Annotated in this window: 14 protein-coding genes and 2 pseudogenes; 5 read left to right on the top strand and 11 right to left on the bottom strand. The window is 66.6% G+C overall.

From position 1 onward, the window contains the following. Positions 1-88: 88 nt before the first annotated feature. A complete protein-coding gene (locus WCE59_RS10865; RefSeq protein ID WP_343258787.1) occupies positions 89-808 on the top strand; it encodes an MliC family protein in 720 nt (239 codons plus the stop codon). 21 nt (positions 809-829) lie between these two features. Here WCE59_RS10865 and WCE59_RS13795 read toward each other — a convergent pair. Together WCE59_RS13795 and WCE59_RS10860 are read right to left on the bottom strand one after the other, a co-directional pair. Beyond that, a pseudogene (locus WCE59_RS13795) lies at positions 830-1,042 on the bottom strand (ABC transporter ATP-binding protein); the annotation flags it as partial. Positions 1,043-1,176: 134 nt separating this feature from the next. Then, positions 1,177-2,743: pseudogene (locus WCE59_RS10860) on the bottom strand (ATP-binding cassette domain-containing protein); the annotation flags it as partial. A gap of 123 nt (positions 2,744-2,866) precedes the next feature. Between WCE59_RS10860 and WCE59_RS10855 the strand changes: the two are divergent. Continuing rightward, a complete protein-coding gene (locus WCE59_RS10855) occupies positions 2,867-3,694 on the top strand; it encodes a glycoside hydrolase family 19 protein (RefSeq protein WP_343258785.1) in 828 nt (275 codons plus the stop codon). Between the two features lie 142 nt (positions 3,695-3,836). Here WCE59_RS10855 and WCE59_RS10850 read toward each other — a convergent pair whose 3' ends face one another. Then, entirely contained in the window at positions 3,837-5,399 is a 1,563-nt protein-coding gene (locus tag WCE59_RS10850; protein WP_343258784.1) for a protein adenylyltransferase SelO, read from the bottom strand. Positions 5,400-5,522: 123 nt separating this feature from the next. Here WCE59_RS10850 and WCE59_RS10845 point away from each other — a divergent pair, with 123 nt between their 5' ends. Together WCE59_RS10845 and WCE59_RS10840 are read left to right on the top strand one after the other, a co-directional pair. Beyond that, positions 5,523-7,331 carry a DEAD/DEAH box helicase gene (locus tag WCE59_RS10845; RefSeq protein WP_343258783.1) on the top strand — a complete coding sequence of 603 codons (1,809 nt, stop codon included), beginning with the start codon at positions 5,523-5,525 and terminating at the stop codon, positions 7,329-7,331. A gap of 78 nt (positions 7,332-7,409) precedes the next feature. Next, positions 7,410-8,147: a glycosyltransferase gene (locus WCE59_RS10840; RefSeq protein WP_343258782.1), complete on the top strand. Its 738-nt coding sequence runs from the start codon at positions 7,410-7,412 to the stop codon at positions 8,145-8,147. Between the two features lie 42 nt (positions 8,148-8,189). Here the strand turns inward: WCE59_RS10840 and WCE59_RS10835 are convergent, their stop codons facing one another. The 5 genes from WCE59_RS10835 to WCE59_RS10815 all read right to left on the bottom strand — a co-directional run bounded on the left by WCE59_RS10835 (position 8,190) and on the right by WCE59_RS10815 (position 13,632). After that, positions 8,190-8,636 carry a hypothetical protein gene (locus tag WCE59_RS10835; RefSeq protein ID WP_343258781.1) on the bottom strand — a complete coding sequence of 149 codons (447 nt, stop codon included), beginning with the start codon at positions 8,634-8,636 and terminating at the stop codon, positions 8,190-8,192. 12 nt (positions 8,637-8,648) lie between these two features. After that, positions 8,649-9,428 (bottom strand): sulfurtransferase, encoded by a 780-nt coding sequence (locus WCE59_RS10830; protein ID WP_343258780.1) that lies wholly within the window; start codon positions 9,426-9,428, stop codon positions 8,649-8,651. A 76-nt stretch (positions 9,429-9,504) separates the two neighbouring features. Beyond that, on the bottom strand, positions 9,505-11,082 hold the full coding sequence (locus WCE59_RS10825) for a leucyl aminopeptidase (protein ID WP_343258779.1): 1,578 nt from the start codon (positions 11,080-11,082) through the stop codon (positions 9,505-9,507). 145 nt (positions 11,083-11,227) lie between these two features. Further along, positions 11,228-11,593 (bottom strand): DUF6164 family protein, encoded by a 366-nt coding sequence (locus WCE59_RS10820; protein ID WP_343258778.1) that lies wholly within the window; start codon positions 11,591-11,593, stop codon positions 11,228-11,230. After that, positions 11,593-13,632 carry a S9 family peptidase gene (locus WCE59_RS10815; RefSeq protein ID WP_343258777.1) on the bottom strand — a complete coding sequence of 680 codons (2,040 nt, stop codon included), beginning with the start codon at positions 13,630-13,632 and terminating at the stop codon, positions 11,593-11,595. Before WCE59_RS10815 ends, WCE59_RS10820 begins: the two co-directional genes overlap by 1 nt. A gap of 199 nt (positions 13,633-13,831) precedes the next feature. Between WCE59_RS10815 and WCE59_RS10810 the strand changes: the two genes are divergently transcribed. Then, positions 13,832-14,314, top strand: a complete 483-nt coding sequence (locus tag WCE59_RS10810; RefSeq protein WP_343258776.1) for an FKBP-type peptidyl-prolyl cis-trans isomerase — start codon at positions 13,832-13,834, stop codon at positions 14,312-14,314. A gap of 80 nt (positions 14,315-14,394) precedes the next feature. Here WCE59_RS10810 and WCE59_RS10805 read toward each other — a convergent pair whose 3' ends face one another. From WCE59_RS10805 to tssH, 3 genes are all read right to left on the bottom strand, one after another. Beyond that, positions 14,395-15,006 carry an HD domain-containing protein gene (locus WCE59_RS10805; RefSeq protein WP_343258851.1) on the bottom strand — a complete coding sequence of 204 codons (612 nt, stop codon included), beginning with the start codon at positions 15,004-15,006 and terminating at the stop codon, positions 14,395-14,397. 141 nt (positions 15,007-15,147) lie between these two features. Then, positions 15,148-15,495 (bottom strand): hypothetical protein, encoded by a 348-nt coding sequence (locus tag WCE59_RS10800; protein WP_343258775.1) that lies wholly within the window; start codon positions 15,493-15,495, stop codon positions 15,148-15,150. Between the two features lie 37 nt (positions 15,496-15,532). Next, positions 15,533-18,310 carry a type VI secretion system ATPase TssH gene (gene tssH, locus WCE59_RS10795; RefSeq protein WP_343258774.1) on the bottom strand — a complete coding sequence of 926 codons (2,778 nt, stop codon included), beginning with the start codon at positions 18,308-18,310 and terminating at the stop codon, positions 15,533-15,535. Between the last annotated feature and the right edge of the window lie 15 nt (positions 18,311-18,325).

Below are 18,325 nucleotides of genomic sequence, written 5' to 3'. Positions count from 1 at the left end.
GCCCGGCGGCAGCGCCGGGAAATTGGGTCTATGCTGGACTTGCGCGTTTCCATGCGCAGCCAACCGCAAAATAAAGGAGTGTTGTCCGATGGCCATGCCAGGTAACGCCCCCTTCCACCGACTGCTTCCGCTCGGTGCCCTCGCACTGGCGCTGGCCGCCTGCCAGCCCCAGGCCCCCGTGCCGGAAGCCGCAGCGCCTGAATCCGCCGCCACGCCAATCGCTGGCGTCACCCCCGGTGAGCGGGTCAACTTCCAGTGTGGCGATCTGGTCGTTGGCGCCACCTTCGACGAGACCGGCCAGAACGTGCGCATGTCCTGGTCGGGCCAGCGCATGGACCTGACCAATGTGGTCGCGGCCTCCGGCGCCCTCTATGCGGATGACGCCGGCAATGAATTCCATACCCGCGGTCTGGACGAAGCGCAGTTGACCCTTGCTGGTCAGGAGCGGCGCAGCTGTGTCCGCGCCGACCGCAGCTCCCCCTGGGATGTCGCCGCAGACAAGGGTGTGCGCCTGCGCGGCGTCGGCCAGGAACCGGGCTGGCTGGTGGAAGTCAGCGACGGTCTGGATGGCGAGCCCGCACTCACCGCGCACCTGGACTACGGCCAGCGGCTGCTGGAAGCCACCGGTCTGGAATCCACAGCCGACGGTTACAGCGGACAGTCAACAGACGGCACCTCTGTGGTCCTGACCGTTGAGGAGCGCGAATGCAACGACCCGATGAGCGGCGAACAGTTCCGTGCCGCAGTCAGCCTGACCGTGGGCGGCCAGGAGTACCAGGGTTGCGGCGCGTGGCTGGACGCTGACTGAGCCGGCCCAGCTGACGCCGGCTCAGCTTGAGCCGGCGTTCTCCAGCACTTCCCAGCGGGCGTAGGCGGCTTCAAGCTCGGCCTGCACCGCCGCCACCGCCTCGTTGTGGGCGGTGATTGCGCCGCTGTCCTGACGGAAAAACTCCGGATCCGACATCGCCGCTGTCAGCGTCGCCACCTGCTTCTCCAGCGTTTCGACCCGGGTGGGAAGCTGCTCAAGTTCCCGCGCATCGCGATAGCTGAGCTTCCTCGCGGGTGCGGACGCCGACGATGCCGCGACGCTGGGTACGGCGTCCTGCATCGGCGCTTTCTGCGCCGTCGCGCGTCCCGACCCCGGATTCCAGCGCAGCCAGGATGTCTCCCCCTGGCCCATCCAGTCGCTGTAGCCACCTACGTACTCACCGACCCGGCCATCACCTTCCATCGCCAGGATCGAGGTAACCACGTTGTCCAGGAAGTCGCGGTCATGGCTGACCAGCAGCATCGTGCCGGCGTAATCGGCCAGCAGCTCCTCCAACAGCTCCAGCGTCTCCACGTCGAGATCGTTGGTGGGCTCGTCGAGCACCAGCAGGTTGGACGGCTGGGCGAAGAGCTTGGCCAGCAACAGGCGGTTACGCTCGCCACCCGACAGGCGGGTGATCGGCGCACGGGCGCGTTCGGGCGTGAACAGGAAATCCTGCAGATAGCCGATCGCATGCTTGCGGGCGCCGTTGACCTCGACGAACTCGCGGCCTTCAGCCACGTTTTCCAGCGCGTTCCAGTCCTCGCGCAGGGTGGCCCTGTACTGGTCGAAGTACGCAACCTGCAGACGGGTACCGATGTGCACGCTGCCCTGCTGCGGCTCCAGCTCGCCCAGCAGCAGGCGCAGCAAGGTGGTCTTGCCGCTGCCGTTGGGGCCGATCAGGCCGATCCGGTCGCCGCGCATGATGGTGGTGGAAAAGTCGTGCACCAGCGGACGTTCGCCGTGGGCGAAGTGCACGTTCTTGAGCTCCACGACCTTCTTGCCCGAAGACTCGCCCTGGGCCGCCTGCATCCGCACGTTGCCCGACTGTTCGCGGCGTGCGGCGCGCTCGTTGCGCATTGCTTCCAGTCGCCGCACCCGGCCTTCGTCACGGGTGCGCCGGGCCTTGATTCCCTGGCGGATCCAGACTTCTTCCTGGGCGAGGAACTTGTCGAAGCGTGCCGCCTGCTGCGCCTCGGCATGCAGTCGCTCCTCGCGCCTGCGCACGTAGTTGTCCCAGTCACCGGGCCAATCGGTCACCTGGCCGCGGTCAATCTCAAGGATGCGGGTGGCCAGCGCGCGCAGGAAGCGCCGGTCATGGGTAATGAACACCAGCGAGCCGGACCAGTTGCGCAGGAACTCCTCGAGCCAGTGGATGGCAGCGATGTCCAGATGGTTGGTCGGCTCGTCGAGCAGCAGCACCTCGGGATCGGAGACCAGCGCCCGGGCCAGCAGCACCCGACGCTTGAGGCCGCCCGACAGGCGCGCGAACTGGGCGTCCCCGTCCAGACCCATGCGGTCCAGGGTGGCGGCCACGCGCTGATCCAGGCTCCAGGCGCCGGCGGCCTCGATCCGGGTCTGGAGGGCGGCAAGCGCATCGGTATCCACCGGATCGGCAAGGGCCACGCGGTGGTATTCGGCCAGCACCCGGCCCAGCTCGCCCAGGCCATCAGCAACAACGTCGAATACGCTGCCGCCGGCATCGTCCGGCACCTCCTGCTCCAGCCGGGCGACGCGCGCACCGTCCTGCACACGCACCTTGCCGTCGTCGGGCAGCAGATCGCCCGACAGCACCCGCAGCAGGGTGGATTTACCGGCACCATTACGCCCGATCAGGGCAATACGCTCGCCTGCGGAAATCGACAGGCCAACCTTTTCAAGCAACAGAGGACCGCCGACGCTGACGTCGACGCCTTCAAGAGTAATCAGGGACATCCGCCCATGTTAAGGCTTCTCTAGGGCTTTCCCTAGCTGTGTTTCACGCCTGTGTCTGGTCTGATCGTTCCTGCAAAGCGCCCCTCCGGCATGAGCGGGGGCTCCCAGGACAGGAGCATCAGCATGAACATGGCCGTCTCACCCCTCAATCACGCACCGGCCCAGCTCGCCAATGACGCTGGCGCCCGCATGCACACCGTGCAATACGGCGACATGCTCTCGGCACTGGCCCTGCAATACGGGATCCCGCTGCAGCAGCTGATCCAGGCGAACCCGCAGGTCCTGAATCCCGACCTGATCTATCCCGGTGACCAGATCCAGCTTCCGGGTGCGGACGGTACCCCCGCGCCATTCGGCGAGGTCACGCTTGCCTCCAACCAGGCGCCGGCCCAGCTTGAGCTCAATGGTCCCGTCGCGGGCGCGGCAAACGGGGTGAGCGCCGCGCAACTCATGCAGATCGTGCCGACGCTGAGTGCCGACCAGGCCCCGGCCATCGCGCAAAACCTCAACGTGGCGATGGCCGAAGCCAACATCACCAGCCCGCAGCAGCAGGCCATGTTCATCGCCCAGCTGGCCCACGAGAGCGGCGGATTCCATTACATGGAAGAAATCGCCAGCGGCGCCGCCTACGAAGGTCGTGCGGACCTGGGCAATACCCAGCCCGGCGATGGCGTGCGCTACAAGGGTCGCGGCTACATCCAGGTGACCGGCCGCTACAACTACACCCAGGCGGGCCAGGCGTTGGGTCTGGACCTCGTCAACAATCCGGAACTGGCCGCACAGCCGCAGAATGCCGCGCGCATCGCCGCCTGGTATTGGACCAGCCGGGATATCAACGAGACTGCCAATACGGGTGATTTCGTCCAGGTCACGCGCCTGATCAACGGCGGGACCAACGGGCTGGCGGATCGCCAGGCCTATTACGCCCGCGCGCAGGCCGCCCTGGCCTGATCTCTGGGCCTGAACTGGCAGGGCAAGGTGGTGTGTCCACCATCGGTCCTGCACTGTTCGAACAGGCGGCGATTCCTGCCGACGGGTCAGGATTCGAAATCCCCTGACTGCCGGCCGGATCAGCCAGGCGCTGCAGAAAAGCTCAGGAACTGCAGGAAAGCATCGAACATCCGGCCCGCTCGCGCGCCCACTCCGGACGTTTCACCGCGTAGGCACCCTTCCCCGGCTGCACCTCATACGGCCGACGCAGCACCTCCATCAGCTCCCTGACCCCGGCGTCGTCACCCTGCTCCGCCCGGTCGATCGCCTGCTGCAACAGCCAGTTGCGCGGCACGTACACAGGATTGGCCGCGTCCATACGCTCGCGGCGTTGACCGGGCGTCAACGGATCCCCGGCCAACCGGGCGGCATAACGCTGCAGCCAATCCACGAACCCGGCGCGATTGGACTCAAGCTTGCCGCGGACATAGAACGCACGTTCCAGACCCGCCAGCGAATCCGTACCCGGCTCCCACCCGGACAGCGCGCGGAAGAACAGGGTCATATCCACTTCCGCCCCCGCCATCAGCGTGTGCAGGTCCGCGAGCAGCTGATCGTCCTGCTCGCCCTGCCACTCTGCAAATCCCAGCTTGCGGGCATTCATCCCCCCGTTAGCTGCTGTGAATGCCTGCGCATAGCGGTCCAGACCAGCCTGCAGCGGCGCCGCGTCGGCAAACAGTGGCGACAGGGCCTGGGCCAGGCGCGACAGATTCCAGTGGGCGATGCGCGGCTGCCAACCAAACCGGTAGCGTCGGCCCCGGGCGTCGGTGGTGTTGGGCGTCCAGTCCGGATCGAAGTCCTCGATCCAGCCGTACGGGCCGTAATCGATCGTCAATCCCAGGATCGACATGTTGTCGGTATTCAGCACGCCATGCACGAAACCCACGCGCATCCAGTGCGCCACGAGCACGGCGGTGCGCTCGCACACGGTGGTGAACCACTGCGCGTACAGCGCTTCCCCCTCGCTCTCAAGTTCCGGGAAGTCACGCCGGATGCAGACATCCACCAGCCGTTGCAGCAGCCCGGTCTCACCACGCGAGGACGGCAGTTCGAAGCTGCCAAAGCGCAGGAACGACGGCGCCGCACGACACACCACAGCCCCCGGCTCGTCGCGCGGATTGCCGTCGTAGAACATGTCGCGCTCGATCATGTCGCCGGTGGTCACCAGGCTCAACGCGCGCGTGGTCGGTACGCCCAGATGGTGCATGGCCTCGCTGCACACAAACTCGCGGATCGACGAACGCAGCACCGCCCGCCCATCACCCATGCGCGAATACGGGGTCTTGCCCGCGCCCTTCAGCTGCAGCTCCCAGCGGTCACCTGTTGCGGTGATGGCCTCGCCCAGCGTGATTGCGCGACCATCGCCCAGCTGCCCGGCCCAGTGCCCGAACTGGTGCCCACCGTAGTTGGAGGCAAACGGATCCATCCCGGGCAACAGCCCACTGCCGGAAAACAGCGCCGCAAATTCCAGACTGGCGACATCGGCATCGGAAAACCCGAGTGCGGCCGTCATTTCCGGCGAGTGCGCAACCAGGCGTGGCGCCGGGACCGGGGTGGGCATTACCCGGGACCAGGCGGCTCCGGTCACCTGTCGCAGCCGCGGACCAGCCTCCGGATCGCCCGGCAACTCGCGCAGCAATACATTGTCAAAACGAAGATCTTCCATCCGCTGGAGCGTATCAGCCGCGCCGCAACCCTCCTGCGAGCAATGCCTGCCTCCCGTTCACCGCAACAAGCGTAAAATGGCGGGTCCTGAACGGCCCCCAACGGCGCCGATACAATGACGCCGATGAGCGCTGATACCCCCAAACCCGTGTTTTCCGATTTCCCGCTGTCCGAACAGCTGCTGCGCGCCCTGACGGACGTCGGCTACGAATCCCCCTCCCCGATCCAGGCCGCCACCATCCCGCCGCTGCTGGAAGGCCGTGACGTGCTGGGCCAGGCCCAGACCGGTACCGGCAAGACCGCCGCGTTCGCCCTGCCGATCCTGGCCCAGGTGGATGCGCGGGCCAAGAAGCCGCAGGCGCTGGTACTGGCCCCGACCCGGGAGCTGGCCATCCAGGTGGCCGAAGCCTTCCAGACCTATGCCCGCCACCTGCCGGGCTTCCAGGTGCTGCCGGTGTACGGCGGCCAGGGGTACGGCCCGCAGCTGGCGGCCCTGCGCCGCGGCGTGCACGTGGTGGTGGGAACGCCCGGCCGGGTGATCGACCACCTGGAGCGCGGCACCCTGGACCTGTCCGAACTGCGCTGCCTGGTGCTGGACGAAGCCGATGAAATGCTGCGCATGGGCTTCATCGACGACGTGGAGACGGTGCTCAAGAAGACGCCGGACAATCGTCAGGTGGCACTGTTCTCGGCCACCATGCCGCAGCAGATCAAGCGCATCGCCCAGACCTACCTGAAGAATCCGGTCGAGATCGCGATCAAGGCGACCACCTCCACCGCCGTCAACATCCGCCAGCGCTACTGGATGGTCAGCGGCGTGCACAAGCTCGACGCGCTGACCCGGATCCTGGAGGCTGAACCCTTCGACGGGATGATCGTGTTTGCCCGCACCAAGGTGGCCACCGAGGAGCTGGCCGACAAGCTTGCCGCGCGCGGACTGGCGGCTGCCGCGATCAACGGCGACATCGAGCAGAAGCAGCGCGAGCGCATCATTGCCCAGCTCAAGGACGGCCGTATCGATGTGCTGGTGGCCACCGACGTGGCCGCGCGCGGGCTGGACGTGGAGCGCATCAGCCACGTGCTCAACTACGACATTCCCTACGACACCGAAAGCTACGTGCACCGGATCGGCCGCACCGGCCGCGCCGGCCGCAGCGGTGAGGCGATCCTGTTCGTCACCCCGCGCGAGCGCGGCATGCTGCGCGCGATCGAGCGCGCCACGCGCCAGCCGATCGAGCAGATGGAGCTGCCCAGCGTTGAAGCAGTGAACGAGCGCCGGGTGGAAAAATTCATGGACCGCATCGGCGCCGGCCTGCAGGCGGACGATCTGGGCCAGTTCCGCGAGCTGATCGAGCGCTACGAGCGCGAACACGACGTTCCGGCTATCGAAATCGCCGCGGCCCTGGCCAAACAGGTGCAGGGTGATACCCCGCTGCTGCTGGATCCGCCGCGCGAGCGGCCCAAGCCGCCGCATCACACCGAACGGCACACGGAGCGGCACACCGAGCGCCATGGCGACGCGTCTTTTTCCGGCGACAGCCGGCCGCCACGCGCGCAGCGGCCACGTGAAGTGGGGACGCGTCCGGTGGAAGTCGGCATGGAATCCTTCCGCCTGGAGGTGGGCCACGCCCACGGCGTGAAGCCGGCCAACATCGTTGGTGCGATTGCCAACGAGGCGGATCTGGAAAGCCGCTATATCGGCCGCATCGACATCCGTGACGACTACAGCCTGGTGGATCTTCCCGAGGGCATGCCGCGCGAAATCATGGATCACCTCAAGCGCGTCCGCGTTGCCGGCCAGCAGCTGCAGATGCGCCGGGCCACGGCCGAAGACCAGAGCGAGGCGCGTCAGCCGGCGCGGCGCGGATTCACTCCCCGCCCCCACGGCAAGCCTCCACACCAGCGCGGCCCCGGGGGCAAGCCCCGCGGCTGAGCCAGCCCAGCGCACGCAGGTTCACCCATTCCCGATCCGCCCGGTCCACACTGGGTGGCCACCGGCCAGGGAGGCAGCGTGCGGCTTTCCATCATCATTCCCGCCCATGACGAGGCGCCGCTGATCGGCGCCACGCTCGATGCCATTGCCCGGTCCACCGCGTGGCTGGGAGAGGATGTCGAGGTGATCGTGGTGGACGATGCTTCGAGCGATGACACCGCTGCAATCGCGCGCCGCCACGGCGCACGCGTACTGCAGGTGGAAGCACGCCAGATTGCCGCTGCCCGCAATGCCGGTGCGGCCGGTGCCCGCGGCGACAGGCTGTTGTTCGTGGACGCCGACACCCTCGCCAACCCCGGGGTGGTGACCGCGCTGATGACTGCCATGGACCGCGGTGCGGCCGGCGGCGGCGTGGGCGTACGCTTCCTGCCTCCGCTGCCACTGCATATACGGATCTTTGAATCGGTATCGATCGTGCTGTTCCGCCTCGCCGGGGTGACGCCGGGCTGCTTCGTTTTCTGTACCCGCCAGGCGTTCGACACCGTGGGAGGTTTCGACGAAAGCCTGTACGTGACCGAGGATGTCCGCTTCGGACGGTCGCTGCGGCGGGCCGGCCGGGTCGTGATCCTGCGCGAACAGGTCTACAGTTCCGCGCGCAAAATGCGGACCTACTCCCTGGGGGAGAAATTCCGTTTCATGCTGCGTTTCATGCTTGCGCCGAAACAGGTGTCACGCGATCGGGAACGACTGGACCTCTGGTACGGGTCGCGGCGTCATGAAGATCCGGAGCTGGGGAAACGGCGCAAGCCAGACTGAAGCGGTGAGCGCAAACCTGCACTGGGCCGCGCTGTCGCCGGCTTACATCCCGGCCCGGTTGATCGACTCGTGATCTTCCGGCACGCCAGCTTCACCGGGATAGCCTGCATCTTCCGCCGCCTCTCCGGGCAGCGGCTCGGGTAACGGTTCGGGCAGTGGCTGCGGCAGGCTGGTTTCGGCCGCGGCCGGGTCCTGCCCCTGCAGCCGCTCCATCACGCCGTCCACCACGCCATCCACCATGCGCTCGCCGAGCACATCGGCCATTCGGGCCGGGGTAAAAACTTCCTCGATACGCTGGCCTCCCAGGTCAGGGCCGAACACGTACACCAGGTCCGACAGCGTCGGCCAGCCCAGCAGCGGCGCGGTGAACCAGTACGCCCCCACCAGCACCACCAGCCACATCACCAGCCGCAGCGCTGCTCCAATCAGTTTGAATGCCAGGTACAGGCCCAGTGCCACCAGCACCAGGCCGATCCAGTTGAGCTCCACCTCAACCGCGCCTCATGTCCGCCACGGCGATACAGCGGCTGGGTCGGCCTGGACATCGCCTTCCACCCGCGGCCGCAGCGCGGGATCCAACGCCACGCGGTCGTCGAACACAAAGCACTCGCCTTCATAACCAAGGCCGCCCACGTGCTCGAAATAGCCCAGGATTCCCCCGTCCAGCTGCAGCACGTTGTCCATGCCCTGGGCACGCATCCACAGCACCGCCTTCTCGCAGCGGATCCCGCCGGTACAGAAGCCCACCACCGTGGCGTCTTCCAGCGCGGGACGGTGCGGCGCCAGGGCATCGGGAAGCTCGGTGAAATTGTCGATCGGCAGGGTCAGCGCGCCAGCGAAGGTGCCGTGGTCCACTTCCTCGCGGTTGCGGGTATCCAGCAGCACCACCGGGCGGCCGTTGTCATCAGCCCCCTGCTCGATCCAGCGTGCGAGATCGGCCGGCGCCACCGCAGGTGCCCTGCCCTGCAGCGGATCCGCCTCCGCCCCTTTGCGGAAAGCAATAATTTCGCGTTTCACCTTGACCTTCAGCCGTCCGAAGGGCTGAAGGGCGCTGTGGCTGTACTTGGCCTGCAGCCCGGTCAGGGCCGGAACAGCCCGCAGTTGGCCGAGGAAGGTCTCGATCGCGTCATCCGCGCCGGCCAGGAAGATGTTCACGCCTTCCGGTGCGACGAGGACCGTGCCGCGCAGCGCGCCGGCTTCCGCCCAGTCCCGGATATGGCCGGCGAGCGTGCCGGGATCTTCAATGGCGGCGAAATGATAGGCGGCGATATTGGTCAGCATCCGCCAATTGTACGACCGGGCGCGCCGCTCCCGCGACGCGCCCGGTCAGAAGCAGCCGGCCGAAGCCGGCTGGAGATCAGTTTTCAGGCGTCTGGTTTTCGTGGTTCTGGCGCACGTATTCGTCAAACAGGCGCACGCCGAATGCGGTGGCGCCCGCCGGCGAGGTCGGCTTGCCGCCGGACTCGATCCAGGCCATGCCGGCGATGTCCAGGTGCGCCCACGGGCGATCCTTGTCCACCCACTCACCGACAAAATGCGCGGCCGTGCCGGCACCCGGGCCGCCGCCGCCGTTGCGCATGTCAGCGATCGGCGAGCTCAGACGGCTGCCGTATTCGGGCAGCATCGGCATGCGCCACACCCGGTCACCCGAGGATTCCCCGGCCGCTTCCAGCTGGGCGGCAAGGTCGTCGTGACGGCTGAACAGGCCCGCGTAATCAGCACCCAGCGCGCCAACGATGGAACCGGTCAGGGTGGCAATGTCGATCACCACTGCGGGGTTGTCACGGTCCTGCACGTACCAAAGCGCATCCACCAGCACCATGCGCCCTTCGGCGTCGGTGCTCATGATTTCGTACGTCTTGCCGGCGGCGGTGCGGATCACGTCGCCCGGGCGAGCCGCGGTGCCGGAAGGCATGTTCTCTGCCAGCGCGGCCACGGCCACGGCGTTCACCGGGGCGCGGCGGCCCGCCAGGGCCTTGATCGCGCCCACTGACACCGAGGCGCCGGTCATGTCGTACTTCATACGCCACATGCCGCTGGATCCCTTGATCGAGATGCCACCGGTATCAAAGGTGATGCCTTTGCCTACGAAGGCCACCGGCGCGTCGCCGGCGTTGCCGCCGTTGTAGCGCACCACCATCAGGCGCGGCGGGTGCTGGCTGCCTTGGCCGACGGCCAGGATGCTGCCCATGCCCAGGCGCTCCATGGCCTTCTCGTCCAGCACTTCGATGGTCACGTTGGGCAGGCCATCCAGCGCTTCACGGGCGCGTTCGACGAACGTCTCCGGCCAGATCACGTTGGCCGGCTCGGTCACCAGATCGCGCGAGAAGGCGACTGCTTCGGCCACCGGCTTCCACTGCGACTCATAGTCCGCTGCTGCGGCTGCGCCAGCGGGGGTGCGGATAACCAGTTCACCCTGTCCGGCGCGCGGTGAGCCATCGTCCTCGTCGGACTTGCTGCGGTACTTGTCGAAACGGTACTGGCCCAGCGCTGCGCCATAGGCGATGCGTGACGCCACGCCGGCTTCCTCGCCCCGCCACAGCACATCGATACGCGGAGCGGAGCTGCGCGCGCCGTCCTGGCCCAGCAGGCCGCCGAAGTCCTCCAGCACCCGCGGGGTCACTTCGTCCTTGCCCACGCCGATCAGCAGCACACGGTCGAAGTTGCCGATACCGGGCAGATCCAGCTTGCTCTCGCTGCGGCCCTTGAAGCCGGATGCATCCACCGCACGCTGCAGCGCGCCACCGGTGGCCGCGTCCAGATCGGCAAATGCGCCGCTGGCCACGTTGCCTTCGCGCACCGGAATCGCCACGGTGCCGGTTTCCGGCAGGGCGTAGGCGTCAAAGCGGATGTCGCGCTGGGCCGCGGCAGGCAATGCAACGCTGGCGATCAGGACAGTAATTGAAGCAACAAAGGCAAAACGATGTCGGGACATGAAAACTCCGGCAGGCAAAAACACGGCGACCACGGCGCGGGGCCAGCGGTCGCCATCGGGGTGGTTGGCTTGGTGAAACCTTATAGCAACGCGCCCGCGGCGGCGCCCTGCCGTTGGTCATGCGGTGTGGCAGTGGCGCGGCGAACTAGCGGGAAAGCAGATAGGCCGGCAGCCCCATCAGGGCCAGCAGCAGCAGGATGCCAAGGACCCGCACCAGCACCCAGCCGGGCCGCTCGCGCATCATCGAAGCGAAGGTTTCGGCGGTGCCGTCGCGGATGGCGGCCTCGTTTTCGGCGCGCATTTTTGCCTGGCGCCCTGTCTGGTAGGTGGCCATCAACCGTTTGGCCTCCTGGATGTCGGAATCGTGCTTGACCCAGATCGCGCCAAGCGAGATCCCGAACAGGCCGGGCTGGGTTTCGTACCAGGCAATGCGGTTGGCATCCAGCATGGCCTGGACTTCTTCGGCCTCATCTTCGGGCACGTGGCGCAGGTTGAGCAGCAGCTTGGCCATCAGGATTTCCCGTCGGCCGGCAGCTGGTAATCAATGTCATACGGAGGCAACTCACCGCCGGGGCCATTGAGGTAGTGCTCCATCCAGCGCATCAGGCGCAGGGAGTAGTCCCAGCGCGAGGCTGCGCGCGCGTTGCCGTGGCCCTCGCCCGGGTACAGCACCAGCCGCACCGGCGCCTGGCCTGCCAGCTGCAGGTAGCGGTACATCATGTAGGACTGCCCCACCGGCACCCGCGGATCGTCTTCACCGTGCAGGATCAGCGTGGGCGTACGCGACTTGTGCGCGTGGGTGATCGGGCTGGCCTGGCGGAATGTCTCCGGGTCTTCCCAGGGCCACTTGCCCATGTGCACCAGGTGCTGCTCGTAGGGGATATCCCCGCTGGTCACCAGGCTGGCCTGGTCGGAAATTCCCACGAACATCACCGCGGCCGCGAAACGCTCGCTGTAGTACGTCGCGCCCCAGGCACTGGCATAGCCGCCATAGGAGCCACCGGTAATCCCAACCCGGTCGCCATCCACCAGCCCGGTTGCGACCAGGTGATCGACCCCGTCCACCAGGTCGTCGAACTGCTCCATGCCCGGACGGCCCCGATCAAGTTTGGAAAACTCGACTCCACGCCCGGTGCTGGCCCGGTAGTTGGGGAAGAAGCTGGCGAAACCCCGGGCAGCGGCGTACTGCGCAGGCTGCGAGTAGCCGGTCAGCCAGCCGTTGGAATAATGCGATTCCGGCCCGCCGTGGACCACCAGGATCAATGGCACCGGCTCGCTGCCGCTCCGATCAAGCGGATGCACCAGCACCCCTTCAATCTCCAGGCCGTCGCGTGCGGCGTAGCGAACCACTTCATGCCGGGCCAGGCGCACATCGGCCAGCCACGGATTGCTGTCGGTCAGGCGCCGCGCCTGCTGTTCGCTGGCAGCAACATGAAACACTTCGGCAGGATGCTCCGGTGACTGTCCCACCAGGGCGAGATCACCACCGGCGGATGCGCTCAGCGAACCCCAGATCGGTCCGCCTGCGGCCAGTACCGTGCGATCGCCGCTGCCATCCACGCCAATTTCGCCCAGCCGGGTATCCACCCCCTCGTGGCTCACGTAGACCAGCGTGCCGGCATCGCGCCAGGCCACGCTCCATACATGGCCTTCAAGCTCCGGCAGCGAATCACGCTGGGCGCCGCCGGTGTTGCCGACCACGGTCAGGCGACCTTCGCGCGGATCGTTCTCATCGGCAGCGGAAATGATCGCCAGGTGCGCGCCATCCGGGCTCCAGGCCAGCTGGCCGAGCTTGCCGGGATTGTCGACGCGCCCAAGCTCCCGCCCCTGCAGGTCAACGATGCGGACCCGCGCAAACACCAGGGTGTCGTCGGTGAGCTGCCGCGGCGCCACCACCAGCGCCATCCGGTCACCCGCCGGGCTCCAGTGCACCGACTGCACGCTGCCCTCCACCGGGACCGCGCGCGGCTCGGCATCCGGGGCGTCGAGGTCGGCGATCAGCAGTTCGATCGGGCGCCAGTCCTCCTCGTACACCTTCTGGCTGAAGCCCTTGCGACGCAGCGCCTTGAGCGCATCGCTTTCCGGCTGCTGGGCCAGCAGCGCGGCGCGACGACCGTCCGCCGACAGGCTGAAGCCGGTAATGTTGCGGTCGAGCTTGGCCACCCGGGTCGCTTCGCCGCCCTGCAGCGGGATCCGGTACAGGGCGCGCCCGGCATCGCCGTCGCGTCGCGCCAGAAAGCCCAGATGCCGGCCGTCTGGAAACCATTCAACGCCGCCTACGCTGGACTCACCGGTGATGAAGCCGCGGCTGTTGCCGCTGCGATCCACCACGTGCAGCTGGGTCCAGGCGCGTCCGTCCGCGTCCACGCCGGGGCGGCGCGGCACGCCCAGCACATAGGCAATTTCCGAGCCGTCCGGACTGATCGCCGCGCGCGTGACCGACTTCGTCTGGGCAATCTGCTCCAGGCTCATGCCATCGCGGGCCTGCGCCGCCAGCGACAGCGGGATGAAAGCCAGACAAACCAGCAACAGCGAGCGCCATCGGGCCATGGTGCGAATTCCGTATTCAGGGCCCAGCACTTTGCCACAGCCGACCTGCGCCGATAAACCGGAGCGGTGCACAGCAGCCACTGCGGGTTGCACATCGGCGGCGGGATCTCTAGCCTGCTGGCGGTATTACTTCTTTTTGTGCCGTGTATCTGCCGGCATATCCCCCTTTTCCTTTTCCTTCCATCCAAGGAGTTGCTCCATGGAGATCGCCTCCAATCGCGTCGCCAGCATCCATTACACCCTCACCAATGACGAAGGTCAGGTCATCGACCGCTCGCCAGAGGACCAGCCGCTGAGCTACCTGCACGGTGCCGGCAATATCGTTCCCGGCCTGGAACGCGCCCTGGAGGGCAAGAACACGGGCGACACCTTCAAGGTGGATGTCAGCCCCAACGACGGCTACGGGCCGCGCAATGACGCACTGGTCCAGACCGTTCCTCGCGAAGCTTTCCAGGGCGTGGACAGCATTGAGCCGGGCATGCAGTTCAAGGCCCAGACCGACAATGGCCCGCTCGTGGTGACCGTGGCCGAAGTGGACGATTCCCAAGTGAAGATCGACGGCAACCATCCGCTGGCCGGCCAGACCCTGCATTTCGCAATCGAAGTAGCTGAGGTGCGCGAGGCTTCCGAGCAGGAGAAGCAGGTTGGCCACGTTGGCCAGCCGCAGGAATCCGCGGACTGATCTGCGCGTTCTGATCCAGCTTCAAACGGTTGCCGGCCCCGCAAGGCCGGCAACCGGAAGCGCCTGATCCGATGCGGCTGTCAGTCGCTGCGGACACCCGCCAGCACCCGACGCAGATTGGCACGGGCGGCGGAATCGTAGCGCTGGTGGAACAGGTCGCTGAGGAAGATCCTCGGTCGCCCCAGCAAGGCCTTCAGGAACCGGCGTCGGTTGAGCCGGAACAGCCAGCCGGGCACGCTGCCGCGATATTCCGCGACAATCGCCAGGTTGTAGGCATCGAACACATCCGGGTCCGCGCCCAGGATTGCCATGTCGCAATCGAGGAAATGGCGGACATCATCCGCATCCGCCCCGCTGCCGAAATCCTCCGGCAGATGCTGTCCGTGCCGGGCGGTCAACTCGATCAGCCACGAAACCCTCGCCACATCCAGCTCCGCCTGCGGCAGCCAGCGCGCGATGTGCTGTGCCGCCAGGCTTGCGGAACGGACCTCGTTGTCGCGGCGCTTCGGCTCGTAAATGGCATCGTGGTACAGCACCGCCAGCCAGGTTTCCACCGGCCTCGCCCAGCCCGGACCCGCGGCCACATCGGCATAGTGGCGAAGCACCTCGGTCACGTGGCTGAGGTTGTGATACTCACGCGGCGGAGTGCGGTATGCCGCCCGGATGGCGTCTGTCTGCGCCGCGGGCAGCATCAACGCGCCCACGGTCGCTGGCAACGCGACCCCATCGGCCATCCATCCGTTCACGCTCGACTCCCGCAACAGGACATCGACAGTCTAAGGCCCTGCCGGCGGGAGGCGGCATGAAACCGGCCGCTCCAGGCTCGAAGCGGCTCAGGCGGTAATGCGCTCCAGGCGCAGCGCCGGGTTCTCGGTGCAATGCAGCTGGAAATTGCGACCCGCCATCGACACGGTGATTTCGCGGACATTGTTGACGATGCGCCGGTCCCCACTGCGCACGCTGCTGCCGTCATGGATCCGCCAGGCGAACCGTGACATCAGCACCGCAAGGTTGCGTGCGTCGCCGCGGGCTTCCGGGGCCGCCTGGTCCAGCAGGTCCACCACGTGCTCGGGCCTGACCCGATTCCACGCGCAGACCCCCTGGGTGGAACGCTTGCGGCCGAGCGCGAAGCTGTCGCAGTTATCGATCGCCTGGTCAACATCCAATCCATAGAAATCCATGTTGTTCTCCTTTGCTTCCTGGTTGCCCCGGGCGGCCTCATGCCACCCGGTATTCGAAACTTCCCTTGTCATCCGCAGTCACGTCAATACGCGCGATGCTGCCGCCTTCCGCCATGCTGGCCAGCACGTTACCGGCAATTTCCGGAAGCAGCGTACCGTTGAGGATGTGATCGACGTTGCGCGCACCCGAGTCCACCTCGGTGCAGCGGGCCAGCACTGCCTCCACCAGCTCACCACTCCAGTCGAACACGGCCTTGTGATTGCCAGCCACCCGGTCGCGGATGCGCCCGAGCTTGAGCTCGATGATGCGCGCCAGCACATCGTCGTTGATCGGATAGTACGGCACCACTTTCAGCCGGCCGAGAAACGCCGGTTTGAAGTGTTTCATCAGCACTGGCCGCAGACCCTCGGCCAGGGCGTCCGCACCCGGAATGTCCTTGTCTTCCTTGTTCAGGCAGGCCTGCATGATCTGGGCCGAGCCGACGTTGGAGGTGAGGATGATCAGGGTGTTGCGGAAATCGATCTCGCGCCCCTCCGCATCGTCCATCGCCCCCTTGTCGAACACCTGGAAGAACATTTCCAGCACGTCCGGATGGGCTTTCTCCACTTCGTCCAACAGCACCACGCTGTAGGGATTCCGGCGCACCGCCTCGGTCAGCACGCCGCCCTCACCGTAGCCGACGTAGCCCGGCGGCGATCCCTTCAGGCCGGACACGCTGTGGGCTTCCTGATACTCACTCATGTTGATGCTGATGAGCTTGCGCTCACCACCATAGAGAATGTCAGCCAGGGCCAGCGCGGTTTCGGTCTTGCCGACGCCGGACGGGCCGACGAACATGAAAACGCCGCGCGGTTTGTCCGGATCTTCCAGCTTGGCAGTGGCCGTGCGCACGCGCTGGGCGATGGCCTCCAGCGCGTGGCCCTGGCCGATCACCCGCTCGGTCAGCAACCCGCCGAGGTTGCGCACGGTGCGGATTTCATCCTTGACCATGCGCCCGAGCGGAATGCCGGTCCAGGCCGAAACAATCTCCGCCACCACAGTCCCATCCACCTGCAGCGGCACCATCGGGCTTTCGCCCTGGAGTTCGCGCAGTTCGGCCATCAGGGCGTCGAGTTCCACCTGTTCCGGCGACAGCGTGGCTTCCTTGCTGGCTGCCTTCTTCGCTGTCTTGCGTGCTTTCTTCTTTACGGCAACAGGCGCGGGGGCCGGCTCGCCTGCGTCTTCGGCGGCATCACCGGCAGCTGCAGATTGCTCTGCCGCCGCGGGAGTTTCCATCCGGGTGCGCAGCTCGCGGACCTTTTCGGCCAGGGCCGTCTCCTGCTCCAGTCGGGCCCGGCTTTCCGCCAGCACCTTGCGTGCGCCTTCCTGCTGTTCGCGTAGCTCGCCCAGGCGCTCTCCGTGCTGTCGCGAGCCGCCAGCAGCTTCGCGCTCCAGCGCGCCGGTTTCCACTTCCAGCCGCTCCAGGTGCCGGAGCGTGTCTTCGATGACGGCCGGCGTCGCACTCTGTCCCAGCGCCACCTTGGCGCAGGCGGTATCAAGCACGCCGACGGCCTTGTCCGGCAGCTGGCGCCCGCTGATGTAGCGGTGCGACAGCCGGACCGCTTCGGTGATGGCTTCATCCAGCACGCGGATGCCGAAATGCTTTTCCATCAGCGGCACCATCCCGCGCAGCATGGCCGCCGCCAGCGGCTCGGAGGGCTCCTCCACCTTGACCACCTGGAAGCGGCGGGCCAGCGCGGCATCTTTTTCAAAGTACTTCTTGTACTCGGCCCAGGTGGTGGCCGCGATGGTCCGCAGTTCGCCACGCGCCAGGGCCGGCTTGAGCAGGTTGGCGGCGTCGTTCTGTCCGGCGGAGCCGCCGGCGCCGATCATGGTGTGGGCTTCGTCGATAAACAGGATGATCGGATGCGGGCTCTTCTTGACCTCATCGATCACGCCCTTGAGCCGGTTTTCGAATTCACCCTTCACGCTGGCCCCGGCCTGCAGCAGCCCCATGTCCAGCACGTGCAGTTCCACGCCCTGCAGCACCTGGGGAACGTCCTGGCCGGCAATGCGAAGGGCCAGACCCTCCACCACCGCAGTCTTGCCCACGCCGGCCTCGCCGGTGAGGATGGGGTTGTTCTGGCGACGACGCAGCAGGATGTCCACCAGCTGGCGGATTTCCGGATCACGACCAATCACGGGGTCAATGTGCCCATCGCGCGCCCGCTGGGTGAGGTTGGTGGTGAACTGGTCCAGCGCCGGCGTCTTCGACAGCCCACCCTCGCCCGGCTGGGACACCTCCCCGCCCTCGTCTTCGGCGCCCGGCCCGGCGTCGGCGAACCCGACCGCCTGCCCGCCTTCCTGGGACCCCTCGGTCAGCGCGCTGAAGTTGTGCTTGAGCTCCTCGCGCTTGATCCGGGCGAACTGCTTTGAACCGCGATAGGCCAGCTGCGACAGGTCCGGCTGGGTCAACAGCGCCAGCAGCAGGTGGCCACTGCGGATCCGGGTGGTGCCTGAATCCAGCGATGCCAGCAGCCATGCGTGTTCAAACAGGCTGGGCAGGTGTGGCGAGAACACCGGGGTACGCGTGTTGCCATTGCGGAACTTCGCGATCTCGGCCGCAAGATCCTTTTCCAGCGTGCCTGCGGGAATCCCGCTGCGCCGTGCGATCAGGGAAAAATCGCACTGTGGCTGTTCCAGCAGCGCGAGGAACAGATGCTCCAGATCGACCTCGTAGTTGCCGCTCCCCATGCACAGGCTGGCGGCCCGCTCGGCCGCTTGGCGGCAGCTGTCGTTGAGCTTGCCGATCAGTGTCTTGAGATTGATGTTCATGCTTGAAAGCAACGC

The organism is Luteimonas qiangzhengi, assembly GCF_039548515.1.
Lineage (GTDB): Bacteria > Pseudomonadota > Gammaproteobacteria > Xanthomonadales > Xanthomonadaceae > Luteimonas.
Note: the sequence above shows the minus strand (reverse complement) of the source record. Positions and strands in the feature narration are given on the sequence as shown.

Coding starts and splice junctions, on each gene's coding strand:
- WCE59_RS10865 (WP_343258787.1), top strand. CDS start 89: ATGGCCATGCCAGGTAACGCCCCCTTCCACCGACTGCTTCCGCTCGGT.
- WCE59_RS10855 (WP_343258785.1), top strand. CDS start 2,867: ATGAACATGGCCGTCTCACCCCTCAATCACGCACCGGCCCAGCTCGCC.
- WCE59_RS10850 (WP_343258784.1), bottom strand. CDS start 5,399: ATGGAAGATCTTCGTTTTGACAATGTATTGCTGCGCGAGTTGCCGGGC.
- WCE59_RS10845 (WP_343258783.1), top strand. CDS start 5,523: ATGAGCGCTGATACCCCCAAACCCGTGTTTTCCGATTTCCCGCTGTCC.
- WCE59_RS10830 (WP_343258780.1), bottom strand. CDS start 9,428: ATGCTGACCAATATCGCCGCCTATCATTTCGCCGCCATTGAAGATCCC.
- WCE59_RS10825 (WP_343258779.1), bottom strand. CDS start 11,082: ATGTCCCGACATCGTTTTGCCTTTGTTGCTTCAATTACTGTCCTGATC.
- WCE59_RS10820 (WP_343258778.1), bottom strand. CDS start 11,593: ATGGCCAAGCTGCTGCTCAACCTGCGCCACGTGCCCGAAGATGAGGCC.
- WCE59_RS10815 (WP_343258777.1), bottom strand. CDS start 13,632: ATGGCCCGATGGCGCTCGCTGTTGCTGGTTTGTCTGGCTTTCATCCCG.
- WCE59_RS10810 (WP_343258776.1), top strand. CDS start 13,832: ATGGAGATCGCCTCCAATCGCGTCGCCAGCATCCATTACACCCTCACC.
- WCE59_RS10805 (WP_343258851.1), bottom strand. CDS start 15,006: ATGCTGCCCGCGGCGCAGACAGACGCCATCCGGGCGGCATACCGCACT.
- WCE59_RS10800 (WP_343258775.1), bottom strand. CDS start 15,495: ATGGATTTCTATGGATTGGATGTTGACCAGGCGATCGATAACTGCGAC.
- tssH (WP_343258774.1), bottom strand. CDS start 18,310: ATGAACATCAATCTCAAGACACTGATCGGCAAGCTCAACGACAGCTGC.